Raw genomic sequence first — 18,377 nt, 5'->3', positions numbered from 1 at the left:
CGGCGCCGCCCGTCGTCGTCCGCGGGGCCGGTCAGGCGGTGCGCAGCCCGGCGACGGTGTCGTGCACCAGCGCCGGATCGGCGTCGTAGGGGGTGTTCAGCGACACCCGGTCGACCAGCCCGTCGTAGCGCGCGACGATCCCGGCGGCCACCTCCTGCGGGGTGCCGGAGACCGCGAACAGGTCCAGCACGTCGTCGTCGACGAGACCGGCCATCTCGTCCCAGGCCTGCTGCCGGGACAGCCGGTTGAGCCGGTCCGCCAGCTCGCCGCGGCCGTGGTGCTCCAGCACCGGCCGGTACGGCGGGGTGGACGCGTAGAACGCGATCTGCCTGCGCACCCCGGCCGCGGCGGCGGCCCGGGCGTCCGGATCGGCGCCGAGCACCGCGAACACCGGCAGGCACACGTCGAAACCGTCGAGCGTGCCGGTGTCGCCGCGGCCGCGGCGCAGTGCGGGCAGGGTGACCTCCGCCAGGTACGACGGCGAGGTCAGCGAGTGCGCCAGCAGGCCGTCGGTGACCCGGCCGGCCACCTCGGTCATCCGCTCGCCGACGGCGGCGAGCATCACCGGCGGCGTGCCGTGCGGGTTGGGGCCGGGCGAGAAGAACTCGGTCATCAGAGTGTGCGAGTAGAACTCGCCCTCGTAGCGCAGCCGGTCGCCGGTCGCCCACGCGTCCCAGATGGCGCGCAGCGCCAGCACGAAGTCCTCCATCCGCGCCGCCGGCCTGCTCCACGGCATCCCGAACCGGCGCTCGATGTGCGGCTTCACCTGCGAGCCGAGCCCGAGATCGAACCGGCCGCCGGAGACCAGCGTGACGTCGTTGGCCTGGTAGGCGAGCGTCATCGGGTTCCGGGCGAAGGCGACCGCGATCGCCGACTGCAGCCGGATCCGGCTGGTGGCGCGGGCGGCGAGGGCGAGCGCGACGAACGCGTCGTGCGAGGTCTCCGGCACCGAGAGGGTGTCGTAGCCGTCCTTCTCCGCCTCGACCGCGGTCTGCTCGGTCTCCAGCGGGCCGGCCGAGAAGCCTCCGGTGGTGTCGACGCGCACTATTCGTCCTTCCGTTCGGGGACGACCCGGTCCAGCCAGGTCTGCAGGTCCGCGACGATCTCGTCGCGGTTGGTCTCGTTGAACACCTCGTGCCGGGCGCCCGGCCAGATCCGGAGCGTCACGTCGTACAGCCCGGCCGCGGCGTAGCGCTCGGTGAGCGGGCGGACCAGTGCCAGGCCCGCGTTGACCGGGTCCTCGTCGCCGACGACGACGTACACCGGCAGGCCGCCGGGGATCCGCTTCAGGGTCGCGACGTCGGCGAGCGGGCGGGCCGCGGCGAACATCGCCCGGGTGCCGGGCAGGTCCAGGCCGAAGCCGCAGCGCGCGTCGCCGACGTAGGCGTCCACCTGGGCCGGGTCGCGGGACAGCCACTCGAACCCGGTGCGCTGCTCGAACGGCGCGTTGAACGACGACAGGTCCAGCGGGCCGGACAGGTCCAGGCCCTGCTCCATCAGGTCGAGCACGGCGGTGCCGGACAGCACGACCGCGTCCGGCGGGTCGACGTCGGCGACCAGGTGCTGCTGCACCGCGAACGACCCCATGCTGTGCCCGAGCAGCACCAGCGGGGCGCCCGGGTGCGCCGCTCGGGCGTGCCCGGACAGCAGCCCGACGTCGGTGACGAGCTGGTCCCAGCCGTCCTCGCCGAGCACGCCGTAGCCGTCCGGGCCGCCGGCCGTCGCGCCGTGCCCGCGGTGGTCCTGGGCGTACACGGCGAAGCCGCGCCCGGTCAGCTGCTCCGCGAGCGCGACGTAGCGCAGCGCGTGCTCGCCCATGCCGTGGGTGAGCTGGACGATCCCGCGCACGGCCCCGCCGTCCGCGTGGCCGGGGAGCCACCGGTAGGCGGTGACGGCGGTGCCGTCGCGGCCGGTGAAGGTGAAGGTCTCGGTCGTCATGGGAGCGCACCGCCGTTGGTGTCGGATCGGACTCGCCCGGATCGTCCGCCACGGCGTGACGGGTGGTCAATGCCCGCTGGTCAACCCCCGCTGGGGACCGCCGCGGCCGCCTCGCACCCCGGAGGTTGTCCCGCACCCCGCCGTCGGTGTCGCACCGTCTCTGCACGGTGCGCCGTCGAGCTGGAGGTGCGATGTGGTCCGGTCGGGGTGCGGCGGCGCGGTCGGGGTGCGGCGCGGGCCGGACCCGGTGGCGGGATCAGGGTGCGGTCCGGTCCAGCCCGGCGGCCAGCCTGCGGGTCAACGGGTCCGGCGCGTCCCACCGGGCGACCGGGATCCCGTCCTCCCGCACCTCGCGCACCCACTGGATCCCGCGCAGCGCGTTGACCAGGAAGAACCCGTCGGTGCGGGCCAGCGCGGCGAGCGGCAGCGGGGCGATCCGGACGGCGTCCGGCGGCAGCAGGTCCAGTACCGCGCGGCGCCCGACCCCGGGCAGGATCCGCCCGTCCAGCGGGGGCACCCACAACCGTCCGTCGTGGACGGCGGCGATCGCGGAGCGGGCCGACTCGAGGATGTTCCCGGCCGGATCGCACAGCAGCGGGGTGTGCTCGCCGGACGCGTCCTCGTGCCCGGTCAGCCAGCGCCGGTCGGCGAACTTGTGCGACTCGCCGTCGGTGCCGCGGCGGACGTCGAGCACCAGCCCGGGCCGGCCGTCGAGCGGCACCGGGCCGGGCCAGGGGGTCGCGTGCACGACGACCCGCGCCGGATCCCCGGGCAGCGCCTCGACCCGGAGCCGGTGGTGCCCGGTCAGCCCGTCGGCCGCGGCGGTGATCTCGGCCTCCAGCGGCGCGGTCAGCACCCGGCCGGTGACGGCCAGATAGCTGCGCCGCAGCCGGGCGGCGTGTTCGCCGATCCGGCCCACCCGGCCGTCGGTGCAGGCCAGCGTCTCGAACAGGCCGGCAGCGCGCTCCGCGGGGCGGGTCACCGTGACCGGCGGCGGGGGCGGCGGGCCGCCCAGCGCCGCGAGCACCGGCGCCGCCTTGGTGAGGCACTCGGCGAACTCCTCGGCCGGGTCGGAGTCGACGGTGATCCCGCCGCCGACGCCGAGCCGTCCGCGCCGGGTCCCGTCCGGACCGGCCGGGCCGAGATCGAGGGTGCGGATCGCGACGTTCAGCTCCAGCCCGGCCAGCGGGCTGATCCCGCCGACGGCCCCGGTGAACAGGCCGCGCTCCCGGCCCTCGCACTCCGCGATCACCTCGCACGCCCGGATCTTCGGTGCGCCGGTGACCGAGCCGGGCGGGAACGCGGCGGCGAGCAGGTCGTGGTCGGTGATGTCCTCGCGCAGCGTCGCGCACACCTCGGAGACCAGGTGCCACACCCCGGGATGCGGCTCCACCCCGAGCAGCCGACCGGTCCGGACGCCGCCGGGTACCGCGACCCGGGCCAGGTCGTTGCGCATCAGGTCGACGATCATGACGTTCTCCGCGGCGTCCTTCACCGAGGCCGCGAGCCGGCGCCGCTCCTGCTCGTCGTCCGTGCCGGTGCGCGGGCGGGTGCCCTTGATCGGCGCCGTGCGGACCCGGTCCCCGGTGCGGTGCAGGAAGAGCTCGGGGCTCGCGCTGAGCGCGACCCGGCCGGGCGCGACGACGAGTGCCGAGCGGGCCGGCGGCGCGTCGCCGACCAGCGACGCCCACGCGTCGTGCACGTCGCCGTGCAGCCGGACCCGCAGCTCGGTCGCGATGTTCGCCTGAAAGATCTCGCCGCGCCGGATCTCGGAGATGCACCGCTCGACGGCGGCCAGGTGCGCGTCCCGGTCCGGCCACCGCTCGACCTCCAGCCGCACCGGCGCGGCGGGGCCGGGCCGCTCCGTGGCGCTGCGCGCGCCCCGGTCCAGGTCCGCGAGCAGCTCGGCGAGCCGTCGCTCCGCCGAGTCCTCGTCGGGGTGCACCGGGAGATCCCCGGACCCGCCGGTCCCGCCGGACACCAGCGCCTCGAACCACCAGCGTTCCCCGTCGTGCCGCAGCACGTCCCGGTACCAGCCCAGCACCGATCCGGGCCGGATCCCGGGCTCGGCGTAGTCGAGCGCGCCGAACCAGCCGCCGCCCACCCCCCGGTGCCCCGGGCCGGAACCCGGCCGGGGCACCGAACCGAGCACCGCGAACGGATCCGCCCCCGGCGGTGCGACCAGCGCCGGATCGCAGGCCACCAGCGTACCCCAGGCCCAGCCACCGGCGAACGCGACCATCCGCTCACGGTGGGCGAGCCGGCGGACCAGCTCGGCGACCCCCGCGGTGACGGGCAGCGGTCGCGCGTGCAACCGGGTCCGGGCCGGTGCGGGAGCAGGGGTGGTCACCGCCAGAGCATGCTGACCCGATCGGCGGCCGGGAAGGGGCCGGTGGCGTAGTGCACGTCGGCGCAATGCCCCACAGAGCCCCCGCCGAGCCCCCGCCGAGCCCCCGCCGAGCCCCCGGCCGGCCCGCCCTCAGACCCAGCTCGCGGGCCGGCGGGCGATCGCGTGGATCCGGTCCACCTCCCCGGGATCGAGTACCGGGGCCATCCCGCGCAGGGCGGGCACCAGCGCGCCCTCGGTCGCGACGACCACGTCGTCCGGCCAGCGGCGCACCCGTACCGGCGTGCCCACCACCGCGATCACCGGACGCACCGGCACCCCGGCACCGTCCGGCCCCAGCCGGGGCAGCAGCAGCTCGCGCACCCGGTCGGCCTCGGTGCGGGCCCGCGGCACGGCGTCGGTCGCGGTGCCGGAGACGACCAGCCGGTCGCCGTCGAGCAGGACCGTGCGGTGCCGGTGGTGCCTGGTGTTGATCACGCAGATCCCCGGCGGGCCGATCAGCACGTGATCGAGATCCGCGGCCCCGCCGTCCAGCGGGACGGAGTGCAGCACCCGCCAGCGCGGTGGCCGGTGCAGCAGCCGGTCGCGGCGGGTGCGGCCGGTCAGCGGCTCCAGGAGCCGGGCGGTGCGCAGCTCCCCGTCGGCGCCGAGCCGCCAGTTCCGGTCCGGCAGGCCGGTGCCGCGGACGTGCGCGGCGACGTGCCCGGCCCGGCGGCCGGGGTGGTGCCGGGCGAGGTCGATGGTGCGGGAGCGGTCGATCAGCGGGCTGGTGTCGGTCATGCCGGGAGTGTGGACCCGACCCCCGACAGGAAACGTCTGCGCGGCGGTACCGTCGGTCCCGGGGTGATCGCCGATGGACGCTGCGGACCCGCGTTCCGAGTCGCCGGTGGAGCGCGCGATCCGGGAGGCCGTCGAGCGGGGCGAGTTCGACGACCTGCCCGGCCGGGGCAAGCCGCTCCCGGGCGCCGGGCGGACCGGCCCGGTCGACGCGAACTGGTGGGTGCGCGGCTACCTGGAGCGCGAGGGCCTCTCCGGCGAGGCGCTGCTGCCACCGGCCGTCCAGCTCCGCAAGGAGCTCGACCGGATCGACGGGACCGTCGCCCGGTTCACCGACGAGCGCCGGGTCCGCGACCACGTCGAGGAGATCGACGCGCGGGTCGTCGACCACATGCGGTACCCGGTCGGGCCGTGGGTGCCGATCCGCAGGCCGGACGCCGACGCGATCGTCGCCCGGTGGCGGGCCGCCCGGGAGCGTCCCCGGCCGACGCCCGCCGGACCGTCCGCCCGGTCCGGCGCCGGGGACGACGGCACCGCGTCGCCGGTCCGGCGCCGGTGGTGGTCCCGGCTCCGGCGCCGCTGACCGCCGGCCGGCCGGCCACCACCCGGTCAGGCGCGGGCCGGGATCCGGGGCGCGAAGTGCCCCGGCGACGCCAGCGGCCGGTCGGTCTCCAGCAGCGTCTTCAGCGCGGCGAGGATCGCGGGCCAGCCCTCGCCGACGTCGCGCATGTCCTGGTCGCCCTGCTCGTCCGCGGTGAACCCGGTGTGCACGACCCGCAGCCGCACCGCCTCGTCGCCGAACGGGTCGACGGTGAACTCGACGAGCGTCGGCGGTCGTCCGCGCTCCTCCTCGGCACGCCCGGTGAAGGTGTAGGAGAGCCGGCGCGGCGGCTCGACGGCGACGATCTCGCCGACGAAGTCCTCCCGGTCCGGATGCAGTGCCTCCAGCCTGCTGCCCACCCGCCAGTCCGAGGTCAGCTCGGCGCCGCCCCAGTACTGCATCGTGAACTCGGGCGTGGTCAGCGCCCGGAAGACCTGTTCGGCGGTGCTGCGGATGTAGGTGGTGTAGACGTAGCTGCGGTCACTCGGTTCGGTCATCGCCGTCCTCCAGCGCGGCGCGCAGGGCGGTGATCGCCTGCACCCGGCTGCGCTCGAACTTCCCGATCCACCGGTCGTGGATCTCCTGGATGGGCACCGGGTCGAGATGGTGGAGCTTCTCCCGGCCGCGGCGTACGGCGGACAGCAGCCCGGCCGACTCCAGCTGCGCGACGTGCTTGGACACGGCCTGCCGGCTCATCCCCAGCCCCTCGCACAGCTCGCCGAGCGTCTGCCCGCCCCGTTCGTGCAACCGGTCGAGGATGCGGCGCCGGGTCGGGTCCGCGAGGGCCCGGAAGACGGCGTCCACGTCGGTCACGGGACCAATTATGCAACCAAATGGTTGCGTGTCAACCGCGGCGCAGCCGACCCCACGGCTTCTCCACCGACAGCACGGTGGCCGACAGCAGCATCACCTGGTGCAGTGCCGCGCTGAGCAGCAGCGGCCACAGCAGCGACGGATCGGCCGCGGCGGCGTCGATCCAGCCGGTGTTCAACGCGACCGAGCCGGCGATGACGGCGAGCGAGAGCACCGTCTTGACGACGACCCAGCGGTACCGGAACAGCCCCCACGGCGTCCCGATCCCGAGCGCGGCCCCGGTGAGCACCGTCCCGACCGCGAAGAACGGGACGAGACCCCCGCCGACCAGCGCCATCGCGGGCACCGCGAACTCCGATCCCGATCCCTGGAGCAGTGCCGCGGCCGGGAGCACGAGCAGCACCGTGGACAGCCCGGTCCAGCCGATCGCCAGCACCACGTGCGCGGTCCGCAGCACCGCGCGCGGGCGGCGGCCCAGCCGGCGCGGTGCCGCCGCCGTGCCGGCGCGCCGCTCGACGGTCCCGGTCACCGGAGCTCGTCGGGCACGGTCGCGTCCGGCGAGGGCTCCCGCTCGGCCCGGCGGGAGTGCACGAACAGGATCAGCAGCATCAGCAGCACCGGTCCGACCGGCACGAACGGGGCGGCGCCGAGCAGCCAGGGCAGCACCATCAGCAGGAACACCGCGGCGGTCACCCCGCCGTGCACGGCCAGGATCCGGCGGGCCCGCGGCGTCAGCGGCCCGCGCCGGGGGCGCGGCGGCCGGGCCGGCCGGGGCAGGTCGGAGACCAGCGGGACCAGCTCGTCGCGGGTCCGCGCGGCGTACGCGGCGGCCTGCCGCTCGTCGGCCTCGACCAGGGTCAGCCTGCCCTCGGCGGCGGCCGCCCGCAGCCGGTCGGTCACGTGCTCGCGTTCGGCGTCCGAGGCGAGCACGGCGTCCCCTCCGGGCGGGACGGTCCGGTGCGCGCCGGCCGGTGCGGGCGGGCCGGAGGTGTCGGAGGTGTCGGATGCGTCGGGATCGGTGGTCACTGTGTCGGTCATGCCGGTCAGCGTGGCGGCGGGGCCGGGGCCGGCGCGTCCGTCGGTGGTCGCCGATCGGCCTGCTGCCCCGGTGCCGGTCGGACCCTCCCGGGTACTCCCGGTGCGGTAGTGCGGCCGTCTCCGCGCGGACGACGCAGATCGTCGGTCCCCCGGTCTACCGTGACGCCCGTGCCCACCCCGACCCGTCCGAGCTGGTGGGGCGGGGTGCTGCGGACCCTCGTCCTGCCGGCCGTGGTCGCGCTGCTCACCGCGGGCGGCACCGCGTTCGCGCTGCACCGGCCGTGGGACGCGGCTCCGGCCGGCACGCTGGACGGGATCGGGATCGCGCTGCTCGCGGCCGGGCCGCTCGCCCTGGTGTTCCGCCGGGCGAACCGGGTCGCGGCGCTCGCGGTGGCCGCCGGCGCGGTGGTCGTCTACTTCGGGCTGGGCTACCCGCCGGCCGGGCCGACCGGGCTCGCCTTCGCGGTCGCGCTGGTCTCCGCGGTGGCGGCCGGGCACCACCACCGGGCGCTCGCGGTGGTCGGTGCCGCAGCCGCGACGCTGCTCGGCTGGCTGCTGCTGACCGGCCGTGCGGTGCCGTGGGCGGCGACCGGGCCGCTGCTCGCCTGGATCGCCGTGCTGTTCGCCGCCGGGCTGCTGTGGCGGGTCCGCCGGGAGCGGATCGAACAGGCCCGCCTCGCCGCCGAGCAGGAGCGCCACCGCCGGATCGGGGAGGAGCGGCTGCGGATCGCCCAGGAGCTGCACGACGTGCTCGGCCACCACGTGTCGCTGATCAACGTGCAGGCCGGGGTGGCGCTGTTCCTGATGGACGACGACCCGGAGCAGGCCCGCACCGCGCTCACCGAGATCAAGCGGGCCAGCCGGGACCTGCTGCGCGAGATGCGCTCCACCCTCGGCGTGCTGCGCGGGGTCGACGAGGCGGCGCCCCGGTTGCCCACCCCCGGTCTGGACCGGCTCGACGCACTGCTCGACGAGGCCCGCGCCGCCGGGCTGCCGGTGCGCCGGGACACCACCGGCGAGCCGCGGCCGCTCCCGACCGGCACCGATCTCGCCGCGTACCGGATCGTGCAGGAGTCGCTGACCAACACCCGCAGGCACGCCGGTGCGGCGACCGCGGTCGTCACCCTGAGCTACTCGGCGGACTCCCTGGAGCTGCGGATCGACGACGACGGCCGCGGCCCGGCCGAGGGCGTCGCCGACGGCACCGGACTGACCGGCATGCGGGAGCGGGCCCGCTCGGTCGGCGGCACCCTGGAGGCCGGCCCGGGGCCGTCCGGCGGGTTCCGGGTGCTCGCCACCCTCCCGGCGGGGAGGGTGGACCGGTGATCCGGGTGCTGCTGGCCGACGACCAGGCCCTCGTCCGGTCCGGGTTCCGGGCGCTGCTCGGGTCCCAGCCGGACCTGGCGGTCGTCGCCGAGGCCGCCGACGGCGCCCAGGCGATCGCCGCCACCCGCGAGCACCTGCCGGACGTGGTGCTGATGGACATCCGGATGCCCGGCACCGACGGCATCACCGCGACCCGCGAGATCAGCGCCGATCCCGCGCTGGGCGCGGTGCGGGTGATCGTGCTGACCACCTTCACCGACGACTCGTACGTGTTCGACGCGATCCGCGGCGGCGCCAGCGGCTTCCTGGTGAAGGACGCCGAGCCGGCCGACCTGATCCGGGCGATCCGGGTCGTGCACGACGGCGAGGCGCTGCTCGCGCCGGGCGTCACCCGCACCCTGATCGCCGAGTTCGCCGCCCGCTCCCGCGGCGGCCCGGCCGGTGCCGCGCGCCTGGGCGCGCTGACCGACCGGGAGCGGGAGGTGCTCGTCGAGGTCGCCGCCGGACTGTCCAACGACGAGATCGCCGCCCGCCTGCACATGAGCCCGACCACCGCGAAGACGCACGTCAGCCGCTCGATGAGCAAGCTCGGCGCGCGGGACCGGGCGCAGCTGGTGGTGCTGGCCTACGAGTCCGGGCTGGTCCGCCCGGGCTGGACCGGGTGAGGTGGCAGGATCGCGGGGGTGACCACCGTGTACGTGTTCAACGGTCCGAACCTCAATCTGCTCGGCGTCCGCAAGCCGGAGGTGTACGGCACGACCGTGCTCGCCGACGTCGAGGCGCTCTGCGCGACGACCGCCGCCGGGCACGGCCTGGAGCTCGACTTCCGGCAGACCAACCACGAGGGCACCCTGGTCGACTGGATCCAGGAGGCCGGCGCCGCGGTGAAGCGCGGCGACGCGCTCGGCCTGGTGCTGAACGCGGCCGCCTACACCCACACCTCGGTGGCGCTGCACGACGCGATCGAGGGCGCCGAGCTGCCCACCGTCGAGGTGCACATCTCGAACGTGCACGGCCGGGAGGCCTTCCGGCACCACTCCTACGTGTCGCCGGTGGCGGCCGGGATCGTCGTCGGGTTCGGGGTGGACGGCTACGCGCTCGCCATCGACGGCCTGGTCCGCAAGCTCCGCCCGGTGCGCTCCGCCTGATCGCGCGCTGCGCCCGGCCCGGGAGCGCAGCACTCCCGGGCCGCGGCCGGCTCAGCCCTCCATCGCCGAGACGTCCATCCACACGAACTCCCAGCGGTGACCGTCCGGGTCGTCGACGCTGCGGCCGTACATGAAGCCGTGGTCCTGGGTCTTCCCGCCCTGGGTGCCGCCGGCGGCCAGACCCGCCTCGGCGAGCCGGTCCACCTCGTCCCGGCTCTCCACGCCCAGCGCGTTGATCACCTCGCGGGCGCCGCCCGGGTCGGCGGTGCCGGACTGCTCGGTGAACTCGATGAACCGCTTCTCCACCATCACCATGACGACGATCGCGTCGCTGATCACGAAGGACGCGGTCTGCTCGTCGGAGAACTGCTCGTTCAGCGTGAAGCCGAGCGAGGAGTAGAAGGTCGTGGCGACCGCGAGGTCGGCGACGGGCAGGTTGACGAAGATCGAGCTGGGCATCGCGGGCTCCTGTGCTCCGGGGCGCCGTCGTCGGCGCCGTTACGAGAGGAAGGACCGGGACGGCGCCGGGAAGTCATCGGTGACGATCCGGCAGGATCGGGGCATGACCGTCAGGTGGGGAATCGTCGGACCGGGCCGGATCGCCGACGCCGTCGTGCGGGACTTCCCGCACGTGCCCGGCGCCGAGGTGGTGGCCGTGGCGTCGCGTTCCGCGGAACGCGCCGCGGCGTTCGCGGACCGGCACGGCATCGCCCGCACGCACACCGGGTACCGGGCGGTCCTGGACGACCCGGAGATCGACGTCCTCTACGTCGCCACCCCGCACCCGCAGCACCGCGCCGTCGCGCTGGCCGCGATCGAGGCCGGCAAGGCGGTCATGGTCGAGAAGTCGTTCACGGTCAGCTCGGTGGCCACCCGGGAGATCGCCGCGGCGTCCCGGCGCACCGGCGTCTTCGCGATGGAGGCCATGTGGACGCGGTTCTTCCCGGCGATCGTCCGGCTCCGCGAGCTGGTCGCCGAGGGCGCGATCGGCGAGGTCCGGTCGGTGCAGGCCGATCTCGGCGTGCGGAACCTGTCCGACGCGGGCGACCGCTACCTCGCCCCCGAGCTCGGCGGCGGCGCGCTGTTCGATCTCGGCGTCTACCCGATCTCGTTCGCGCAGATGGTGCTGGGTGATCCCTCGGTGATCGCCGCGACCGGCGCGCTCGCGCCGACCGGCGTCGACCTGGAGGAGTCGATCCTGCTGGGCTGGCCGGACGGCCGCAGCGCCGCCCTGCAGGCGAGCCTGCGGTGCGCGATGCCCGGCTCGGCCCGGGTGATCGGCACCGAGGGCTGGATCGAGGTGCCGCCGCGCTTCCACCATCCGGACCGGATCGAGCTGCACCGGCACGGCGCCGAGCCCGAGGAGATCGTGCTGCCCGCCACCGGCGGCGGCTACTCGCACGAGATCGCCGAGGTCACCCTGCGGGTCGCGGCCGGGGAGCAGGAGAGCCCGGTGATGCCGCTGGCCGACACGATCGCCGTGCAGGACGTGATGGCGGCCGTCGCCGACCAGCTCGGGATGGTCCCGGAGGAGGGCCCCGCCACCCTGTGACCGGTCCGGGTGGACGATCTTTACCCGGCGCAACGACGGGTGTAGACCGGGCGGGTGCCCGATCCCACGACGACCCCACCGCGTGAGAAGACCTTCCTCGGTCATCCCGCCCAGCTCGGGACGCTGTTCGGCGTCGAGATGTGGGAGCGCTTCTCGTTCTACGGCATGCAGGCGATCCTGCTGCTGTACATGTACTACTCCGTCACCGACGGCGGCCTCGGCTACGACCAGGGCGTCGCGGCGGGTGTGGTGGGCGCCTACGGCGGCACCGTCTACCTCTCGACGATCCTCGCCGCCTGGGCCGGTGACCGGCTGTTCGGCCCGGAGCGGGTGCTGTTCGGCAGCGCGATCTCGGTCATGGCCGGGCACGTCGCGCTGGCCCTGCTGCCCGGCGGGACCGGCCTGGCCGTCGGCCTCGTCCTGGTCGCGCTGGGCAGCGGCGGCATCAAGGCGAACGCGTCGACCATCATCGCGATGCTCTACGCCCCCGGCGACGACCGCCGCGACGCCGGGTTCTCGATCTTCTACCTGGGCATCAACATCGGGGCGCTGGCCGGCCAGCTGCTCACCCCGGCCCTGCAGACGGCCGCCGGGTTCCACTGGGGCTTCGGCCTCGCCGCCGTCGGGATGGCGCTCGGCCTGGTCCAGTACACGGTCGCCCGCCGGAACCTGCCGCCCGAGGGGCGGATCGTGCCCAATCCGCTCCCGCCCGCCGGACGGGTGCGGGCCGGCCTGATCGGCGCCGCCGCGGTCGTCGTGCCGGTGGCGCTGACGCTCGCCGGGGTGATCACCGCCGGGCGGCTGGACTACATCGTCACCGGCATCGTCGCGGTCGCCGCCGTCGGCTACTTCACGCTGCTGCTCACCAGCCCGAAGGTGGACCGGACCGAGCGCAGGCGGGTGCTGGCGTTCCTGCCGATGTGGGTCGCCAGCGCCGTGTTCTGGGCGATCTTCCAGCAGATCTTCACGGTCCTGACGATCTACGCCGATCAGCGGCTGGACCGCTCGGTGTTCGGCCTGTTCGTGCTGCCCGCGGGATCGGTGCAGGCGATCGAGCCGCTGTTCGTCGTGCTGCTCGCCGGGGTGTTCGCGACGGTCTGGACGCGACTGGGGCCGCGCCAGCCGTCGTCGCCGACGAAGATGGCGATCGGCACGATCGTGGTCGGGATCGGCTTCCTGCTGTTCGTCCCGCTGGCCGGCACCGGCCCGAACGGCACCCCGCTGCTCGCGGTCGCCGGCATCCTGCTGGTCTTCTGCGTGGCCGAGCTGTTCACCTCGCCGGTCGGCCAGTCGCTGTCCACCAAGCTGGCGCCGCAAGCGTTCCGGACCCAGATGGTGGCGCTGTTCTTCCTGTCCGTCTCGATGGGCACGGTGCTCGCCGGGGTGCTCGCGCAGTTCTACAGCGCGGAGAACGAGATCGCCTACTTCGGCATCACCGGCGCCGTCGCGATCGTGGTCGGGCTGGTGGTGATCGCGGCGGTCCCGCGGCTGAAGGTGCTCATGGCCGGCGTCCGCTGATCGAACGCCGGTTCGAGTTGTCCCCAGCTGTGTGCACACCTGTGGACAACCCGGACCGGCCTGTGGACAACCATCACCGACGACGGGTGCGCCGGACCGAGGGCTGGTCCAGTCCGTCCCCGGTCATCTCCCGGGCGACCCGCACGACGTGCGCGCGGACGTCCGGATCCAGGTCGGCGACCCGCAGTGCCAGCAGTTCGAGGATCGAGGCCAGGCCGAAGGCGAACTCCGGGCGGGCCAGGCCGGCGTAGTGCGCCTGGACCGCCTCGTGGCGCAGCCGGGCGGCGGCCGCGAGCACGGTCTCCCGGTCGGTGCGCAGCGCGGCGGACCGGCGTCGTTCGTGGGCGTTCATGCTCCCCCGTGGGTGGGCGTCGGGTCCGGCCCGGGGGAGCGGGCGCCGGACCAGGGTGCATCCCGGCCCCGCCCCGCCGCCAGGGGTGTGCCCGAGATGTCGCACACACGTTCGAGTGGATGTGGACTCAGAGCAGCAGCAGCGCCACGGCGAGTGCCGAGGTCGCCGTCCGGAGGTGGTTCGCCCGCGTCCATCGCCGGTCGAACGCCGACCACGGGCCGCCGCGGTCCAGCGCGGTGTTGAGCGGGATGTTCACCGCCGCGGTGACGGCGAAGCCGGCCAGCCCGGCCACCGCCCCGGCGATCCGCAGCGGCTCCCCGTGCAGCGCCCCGGTGACCAGCGCCGCGCCGCAGGCGAGCGCGGTCCCGGCGAACAGCGTCCCGAACACCGGGTTCAGGATCACCCGGTTGACCTCGCGCATGGTGGCGGCCGCCTCGGCGTCCGGCCGGCGGCGCAGGGCGGGCAGTACCGCCGTCGAGAACGCCAGGTAGACCCCGCCGAGCAGGCCGGACCCGGCGGCGGCGAGCGCGGCGCTCATGCGACCGCCTCCGCCACCCACGCCTCGACCGTCAGCAGTCCCCCGGCGTCGCCGCGCGGTGCGTGTGCGCGCACCCGCCCGTCGTTGAACGCCCGGTTCATCGCCACCTGCAGCCGGGCGACGTCCGGCGGCAGGCCCGCGTCCAGCAGCACCGCGGTCAGCTCCGCGTCGGGGAGCCGGGCGTAGCCGGCGCCCGGCACGCCGAGCGCCGGGCCGAGCGCGGCGACCACCTCGGGCACCGTCCGGTCGGCGGGCCCGGGCACCTCGACGACGGCCGGTCCGGCCGGGTCGAGCAGCGCGGCCGCGGCGGCCCGGCCGACGTCGCGGGTGGCGACCATCGGCAGTGCCCGGTCCGGGTCGATCGAGTCGGCGTGCCCGCCGTGGGCCCGGATCGTGTCGAACGCGGGCCGGAACGACTCCAGGAACAGGCCCGGCCGGATCCGGGTGACCCGGGCGTCCAGCGTCGCCAGCCGCTGCTCCTGCTCGTACAGGCCGCCGAGGAAGCCGGTGCCGGACAGGTTCGGCCCGCCCGGGATCTCGGCGCCCAGCGAGCTGAGCGCGACCACCCGGCCGATCCGCGCGCCGCGCAGTGCCGCGACCACCGCCTCGCCCACCCGGCGTTGGTGCGCGGCGTGGTCCGGTTCGGACAGGTCGAGCGGCTGCAGGGTGAAGGCGGCCGCGGCGCCGTCGAACGCGCGGAGCAGGAAGCCGGTGTCGGTGATGTCGCCGGTGCACGGCTCGGCGCCGGCCGCGGCCGCGGCGGCCAGCCGGTCCGCGTCGCGCCCGACCGCCCGCACCGCGACGCCGGCCGCCCGCAGCTCGCGGACGACCTGCGAGCCGACGTTCCCGGTCGCCCCCAGAACGGTGATCACGATGGTCCCCTCTCGTCGATGTGGATCCAGCATCTCCGCCGGGTACCGGACGCACGATCGCCGTTCGTCCACAGTTCCTGCTTGTTCGTCCACAGCTGGGGATCGGCTGTGGACGGGCTGTCATGCTGTGCCTCATGCAGACCGCGCCGCCGTTCCCGGCCGCCGACCCGGTCGGTGAGGCGCTGCACGTGCTGCGGATGGACGGCGTCTTCTACTGCCGCTCCGAGCTCGGCGAGCCGTGGGGGATGACGCTGCCCGCGACACCCGGCTGCCTGTGGTTCCACGTCGTCACCTCCGGGGGCTGCCGGCTGACGGTCGGCGGGCACGACGACGTGCTGCTGCGCCCCGGCGAGCTCGCGCTCGTCCCGCAGGGCGCCGGGCACGTGCTGCGCAGCGCCCCGGAGGTGTTCGCGCCGGACATCCGGTCGATCCCGCATCCGATGCTGGACGGCCGCTACGCGCTGCTCCGGCACGGCGGCGACGGCCCGGTGACCCGGATGGTGTGCGGGGCCGTCCGGTTCGGCCATCCCGCGGCCGGCGATCTCGTCGACCGGCTGCCCGGCCTGATCCGGGTCGAGCCGTCGCCGGTCGGCGACCGGGTGCAGGACACCCTGCGGCTGATCGCCGCCGAGGTGGAGGAGGGCGGCCCCGGCGCCGCCGCGGTGATCACCCGGCTGGCCGACGTGCTCGTCATCCAGGCCGTCCGCGGCTGGCTGGAACGCGACGCGGCGGCCCGCACCGGATGGCTCGGCGCGCTCGCCGACGACCGGATCGGCCGCGCGCTCGCCGCGGTGCACCGGGAGCCGGACCGGGACTGGACGGTCGCGTCGCTGGCCGCGACGGCGACGATGTCCCGGTCGGCGTTCGCCGCCCGGTTCACCGAGCTGGTCGGCGAGCCGGCGATGGCCTACGTGACCCGCTGGCGGATGCACGCGGCCGTCGACGTCCTGTCGGGGGGAGATGTCACGGTGGCCGAGGCCGCCCGGCGGTTCGGCTACCGCTCGGAGGCGGCGTTCGCGCGGGCCTTCGTCCGGGTGGTCGGCGAGCCCGCCGGGCGGGTGCGGCGGCGGGCGGCGGCCCGGGGACCGGCCGGGCTCGGTGCGTTCGCCGACGCGATCTGACCGTTCGTCCGGCTCCGCGGGGTGTCGCACACACGTTCGACGCAGGGGTGTTACGCTGCGACGACGCGGCCGGGGTGCGGTCGCCGATACTGCTCGATCGCCCGCTATCGAGCAGTATCGTGACAACGGTAGAGAGCGGTATGCGCCGCCATCGAGCATGCTCGATGGCGAAGTATCCACGTGTCTCGGCCATGAGCTAGAAAGCGGTAGAGGCTCCGATCGGAGCGTCGATGCCGAGTTATGGCCGTTTCTCGGGTGAGTCCGAGAAACGGGTAGACGACGGCATCGAGGCGCTTCGATGCCGTCGTCTGCGGTTCTCTAGCCCGGATCCGAGAGAGCCCGATGCTGCCCGATCGGGCCGGTCAGAGATGGGCCAGCTTGTCCGGGTTGCGGACGGCGTAGACGGCGGTGACCAGGTCGGCGCCGTCCACCTCGGACACCTCGAACAGCATGACCGTGTCCACGGTGTCGCCGTCGCGCACCAGCACCCCGGGCATCCCGTTGAACACGCCGAACTCGGGTCCGGGCCCGGGGATCGGCCACCGGGTGATCCCGACCAGGAACCGGGCCACCCGATCCCGCCCGACGATCGGCCGCAGCGCCGCCGAGGCCCGCCCGCCGCCGTCGGACATCTGCACGGCGTCCGGCGCGAGCAGCGCCGTCACCGCCGCGACGTCCCCACCCAGCGCGGCACCGACGAACGCCTCGGCGACCTGCCGGGCCCGGTCCGCGGGCACCGTGAACCGCGGCCGCCGGGCGTGCACGTGCTCGCGCGCCCGGTGCGCGATCTGCCGCACGGTGGCCGCCGGCCGGTCCAGGGTCGCGCCGATCTCGTCGTAGTCGATCCCGAACGCCTCCCGCAGCACGAACACCGCCCGCTCCTCCGGCGAGAGGCTCTCCAGCACCAGCAGCATCGCCACCGTGACGTCGTCGGTCCGCAGCGCCCGGTCCGAGGCGTCCTCGCCGGTGGGCAGCGGCTCGGGCAGCCAGGTCCCGGGATAGGTCTCCCGGGCCCTGGCGGTGCTGCGCAGCCGGTTCAGCGCCTGCCGGGTGACCAGCCGGGCCAGGTAGGCGCGCGGATCGAGCACCCGCGCGTGGTCCACCTCGGTCCAGCGCAGCCAGCTGTCCTGCAGCACGTCCTCGACGTCGGCGACGCTGCCGAGGATGTCGTAGGCCAGCCGGAACAGCAGCCCGCGGTGCGCGCCGAACTCGGCGAGCGGGTCCGGGCCGGTCATGCCGCCCGGCTCCGGATCGCGCGCAGCGTGTGGCGGACCACCTGCTCCTTGATCGCCGCGCCGGCCCGGCCGCCGATCGCGATCCGCCGGGGCACGTCGTGGGTGTCGACGAGCTGCACCAGTCCCGCGCCGGGCCCGAGCGCCAGGCACTGCGCGCCGTAGACGACCGACGCCGCCGGTGCGGCCCGGCCGGCGAGCCCGGCCAGCACGGTGCGGGCGGCCGCGTTCCCGAGCGGGATGGCGGCCTGGCAGCTGGCCCGCACGAAACCGACCTCCGGCGGGGCGCTGATCGCGTCCCCGGCGCCGACGATCCGCGGATCGCCGAGGGCGGTCAGCGTCGCGTCCACCCGCAGCCGCCCGGCGTCGTCGGTCGGCAGGCCGCTGCGCCGGGCGAGATCGGGGACCGCGGGCGGGGTCGCCCACACGACCACGTCGGCGCCCGGATCCGCGGTGCCGGTGACCCGGGTGTGCTCGCGCAGCCCGACGCCGAGCGCGCGCAGCCGGGCCCGGACCCGGTCCCGGCTGCGGGCCGGGAGCCCGCCCGCGACCTCGGCGTCGGTCACCAGCCGGACCGCCAGGTCGGGCCGCGCGGCGGCCAGCTCGGTCGCCGTCTCCACCCCGGTCAGCCCGCCCCCGACGACGGCGACCGTGCCCCCGGCCGGCAGCGCGGCGACCGCGGCGTGCAGCCGGCGGGCGTCCTCCAGCGAGTCGACCCGGTACCCGTCCGCGCCGGGATCAGGATCGGGATCGCCGCTGCCGACCGCGTACACCAGCCGATCGAACCGCACCGTCGAGCCGTCGTCGAGCAGCACCGTGTCGTTCCCAGGGCTGTCGTTCCCAGGGCTGTCGTTCCCGGGGCCGGCCCCGATCAGCGTGGCCAGCCCGGACCGGTGCTGCACCCGCGGGTGCAGCACCGTCCGCAGCGGCACCGTCGCCTCCCCGCTGCCCGCCGCGAGCCGGTGCAGCCGGATCCGCTCGACGAACACCTCCCGCGGGCCGACCACCGTCACCTGCGCGTCCGAGCCCGCCGCGATCCGGTTCGCCGCCGCGATCCCGGCGTACCCGGCCCCGACCACCACCACCGCACGTCCCATGACCGTCCCCTTCCGTCGTCGTCGGTCGGGATGGGGACACCGGCGGGCGCCCGCGGCGTGACACCGTGTGGCCCGGATCACGCCGGTACGCGTGCCAGGGTGGGGGC

The 18,377-nt window shown here is 75.5% G+C and carries 21 protein-coding genes; 7 read left to right on the top strand and 14 right to left on the bottom strand.

The features are described from left to right. Positions 1 to 31: 31 nt before the first annotated feature. The 4 genes from ABD160_RS12110 to ABD160_RS12095 all read right to left on the bottom strand — a co-directional run bounded on the left by ABD160_RS12110 (position 32) and on the right by ABD160_RS12095 (position 5,065). Positions 32 to 1,045 (bottom strand): TIGR03617 family F420-dependent LLM class oxidoreductase, encoded by a 1,014-nt coding sequence (locus ABD160_RS12110; RefSeq protein ID WP_344021578.1) that lies wholly within the window; start codon positions 1,043 to 1,045, stop codon positions 32 to 34. Continuing rightward, positions 1,045 to 1,938 (bottom strand): alpha/beta fold hydrolase, encoded by an 894-nt coding sequence (locus ABD160_RS12105; RefSeq protein ID WP_344021576.1) that lies wholly within the window; start codon positions 1,936 to 1,938, stop codon positions 1,045 to 1,047. The genes ABD160_RS12110 and ABD160_RS12105 overlap by 1 nt, the downstream gene beginning before the upstream one ends. A gap of 256 nt (positions 1,939 to 2,194) precedes the next feature. Beyond that, the gene (locus ABD160_RS12100; RefSeq protein WP_344021574.1) at positions 2,195 to 4,288 is read right to left on the bottom strand and encodes a chorismate-binding protein; all 2,094 of its coding nucleotides are present in this window, start codon (positions 4,286 to 4,288) and stop codon (positions 2,195 to 2,197) included. A 129-nt stretch (positions 4,289 to 4,417) separates the two neighbouring features. Next, entirely contained in the window at positions 4,418 to 5,065 is a 648-nt protein-coding gene (locus ABD160_RS12095; RefSeq protein ID WP_344021572.1) for a nuclease-related domain-containing protein, read from the bottom strand. A gap of 73 nt (positions 5,066 to 5,138) precedes the next feature. Here ABD160_RS12095 and ABD160_RS12090 point away from each other — a divergent pair, with 73 nt between their 5' ends. Continuing rightward, positions 5,139 to 5,645 carry a DnaJ family domain-containing protein gene (locus tag ABD160_RS12090; RefSeq protein ID WP_344021571.1) on the top strand — a complete coding sequence of 169 codons (507 nt, stop codon included), beginning with the start codon at positions 5,139 to 5,141 and terminating at the stop codon, positions 5,643 to 5,645. 26 nt (positions 5,646 to 5,671) lie between these two features. On the opposite strand, the gene ABD160_RS12085 is transcribed toward ABD160_RS12090, so the two are convergent. The 4 genes from ABD160_RS12085 to ABD160_RS12070 are packed head-to-tail and all read right to left on the bottom strand — an operon-like array spanning position 5,672 to position 7,514. Then, positions 5,672 to 6,160 carry an SRPBCC family protein gene (locus ABD160_RS12085; protein ID WP_344021570.1) on the bottom strand — a complete coding sequence of 163 codons (489 nt, stop codon included), beginning with the start codon at positions 6,158 to 6,160 and terminating at the stop codon, positions 5,672 to 5,674. Next, positions 6,144 to 6,476 (bottom strand): ArsR/SmtB family transcription factor, encoded by a 333-nt coding sequence (locus ABD160_RS12080; protein ID WP_344021568.1) that lies wholly within the window; start codon positions 6,474 to 6,476, stop codon positions 6,144 to 6,146. Before ABD160_RS12080 ends, ABD160_RS12085 begins: the two co-directional genes overlap by 17 nt. A 31-nt stretch (positions 6,477 to 6,507) precedes the next feature. Further along, positions 6,508 to 7,005: a hypothetical protein gene (locus ABD160_RS12075; protein ID WP_344021567.1), complete on the bottom strand. Its 498-nt coding sequence runs from the start codon at positions 7,003 to 7,005 to the stop codon at positions 6,508 to 6,510. Continuing rightward, positions 7,002 to 7,514, bottom strand: coding sequence for a DUF1707 SHOCT-like domain-containing protein (locus tag ABD160_RS12070; protein WP_344021565.1), 513 nt, complete (start codon positions 7,512 to 7,514; stop codon positions 7,002 to 7,004). Before ABD160_RS12070 ends, ABD160_RS12075 begins: the two co-directional genes overlap by 4 nt. 168 nt (positions 7,515 to 7,682) lie before the next feature. Between ABD160_RS12070 and ABD160_RS12065 the strand changes: the two genes are divergently transcribed. From ABD160_RS12065 to aroQ, 3 genes are read left to right on the top strand one after another with little or no spacing between them, the layout of a single operon-like run. Further along, positions 7,683 to 8,840 (top strand): sensor histidine kinase, encoded by a 1,158-nt coding sequence (locus tag ABD160_RS12065; protein ID WP_344021563.1) that lies wholly within the window; start codon positions 7,683 to 7,685, stop codon positions 8,838 to 8,840. Continuing rightward, positions 8,837 to 9,505: a response regulator transcription factor gene (locus tag ABD160_RS12060; RefSeq protein WP_344021561.1), complete on the top strand. Its 669-nt coding sequence runs from the start codon at positions 8,837 to 8,839 to the stop codon at positions 9,503 to 9,505. The genes ABD160_RS12065 and ABD160_RS12060 overlap by 4 nt, the downstream gene beginning before the upstream one ends. A 9-nt stretch (positions 9,506 to 9,514) precedes the next feature. Next, positions 9,515 to 9,988, top strand: a complete 474-nt coding sequence (gene aroQ, locus ABD160_RS12055; RefSeq protein WP_344021773.1) for a type II 3-dehydroquinate dehydratase — start codon at positions 9,515 to 9,517, stop codon at positions 9,986 to 9,988. A 51-nt stretch (positions 9,989 to 10,039) separates the two neighbouring features. Here aroQ and ABD160_RS12050 read toward each other — a convergent pair whose 3' ends face one another. Further along, positions 10,040 to 10,447, bottom strand: a complete 408-nt coding sequence (locus tag ABD160_RS12050; RefSeq protein ID WP_344021559.1) for a VOC family protein — start codon at positions 10,445 to 10,447, stop codon at positions 10,040 to 10,042. A gap of 103 nt (positions 10,448 to 10,550) precedes the next feature. Here ABD160_RS12050 and ABD160_RS12045 point away from each other — a divergent pair, with 103 nt between their 5' ends. Beyond that, positions 10,551 to 11,540 (top strand): Gfo/Idh/MocA family protein, encoded by a 990-nt coding sequence (locus tag ABD160_RS12045; RefSeq protein WP_344021557.1) that lies wholly within the window; start codon positions 10,551 to 10,553, stop codon positions 11,538 to 11,540. A gap of 54 nt (positions 11,541 to 11,594) precedes the next feature. Next, positions 11,595 to 13,058: a peptide MFS transporter gene (locus tag ABD160_RS12040; RefSeq protein WP_344021555.1), complete on the top strand. Its 1,464-nt coding sequence runs from the start codon at positions 11,595 to 11,597 to the stop codon at positions 13,056 to 13,058. A gap of 73 nt (positions 13,059 to 13,131) precedes the next feature. Here ABD160_RS12040 and ABD160_RS12035 read toward each other — a convergent pair whose 3' ends face one another. From ABD160_RS12035 to ABD160_RS12025, 3 genes are all read right to left on the bottom strand, one after another. Continuing rightward, a complete protein-coding gene (locus ABD160_RS12035) occupies positions 13,132 to 13,410 on the bottom strand; it encodes a hypothetical protein (RefSeq protein WP_344021554.1) in 279 nt (92 codons plus the stop codon). Between the two features lie 127 nt (positions 13,411 to 13,537). After that, positions 13,538 to 13,948: an anthrone oxygenase family protein gene (locus ABD160_RS12030; protein ID WP_344021552.1), complete on the bottom strand. Its 411-nt coding sequence runs from the start codon at positions 13,946 to 13,948 to the stop codon at positions 13,538 to 13,540. Beyond that, positions 13,945 to 14,820 (bottom strand): NmrA family NAD(P)-binding protein, encoded by an 876-nt coding sequence (locus tag ABD160_RS12025; RefSeq protein WP_344021550.1) that lies wholly within the window; start codon positions 14,818 to 14,820, stop codon positions 13,945 to 13,947. The genes ABD160_RS12030 and ABD160_RS12025 overlap by 4 nt, the downstream gene beginning before the upstream one ends. Positions 14,821 to 14,954: 134 nt before the next feature. Between ABD160_RS12025 and ABD160_RS12020 the strand changes: the two genes are divergently transcribed. Further along, the gene (locus ABD160_RS12020) at positions 14,955 to 15,941 is read left to right on the top strand and encodes an AraC family transcriptional regulator (RefSeq protein WP_344021548.1); all 987 of its coding nucleotides are present in this window, start codon (positions 14,955 to 14,957) and stop codon (positions 15,939 to 15,941) included. 362 nt (positions 15,942 to 16,303) lie between these two features. On the opposite strand, the gene sigJ is transcribed toward ABD160_RS12020, so the two are convergent. Together sigJ and ABD160_RS12010 are read right to left on the bottom strand one after the other, a co-directional pair. Next, entirely contained in the window at positions 16,304 to 17,176 is an 873-nt protein-coding gene (gene sigJ, locus ABD160_RS12015) for an RNA polymerase sigma factor SigJ (RefSeq protein WP_344021546.1), read from the bottom strand. Next, positions 17,173 to 18,270, bottom strand: coding sequence for an NAD(P)/FAD-dependent oxidoreductase (locus ABD160_RS12010; RefSeq protein WP_344021544.1), 1,098 nt, complete (start codon positions 18,268 to 18,270; stop codon positions 17,173 to 17,175). Before ABD160_RS12010 ends, sigJ begins: the two co-directional genes overlap by 4 nt. Positions 18,271 to 18,377: the final 107 nt, after the last annotated feature.

It is taken from the genome of Pseudonocardia kongjuensis (assembly GCF_039526905.1).
Classification (GTDB): domain Bacteria; phylum Actinomycetota; class Actinomycetes; order Mycobacteriales; family Pseudonocardiaceae; genus Pseudonocardia; species Pseudonocardia kongjuensis.
The sequence above is the reverse complement of the archived record's forward strand: the minus strand, read 5'-3'. Positions and strand labels throughout refer to the sequence as shown.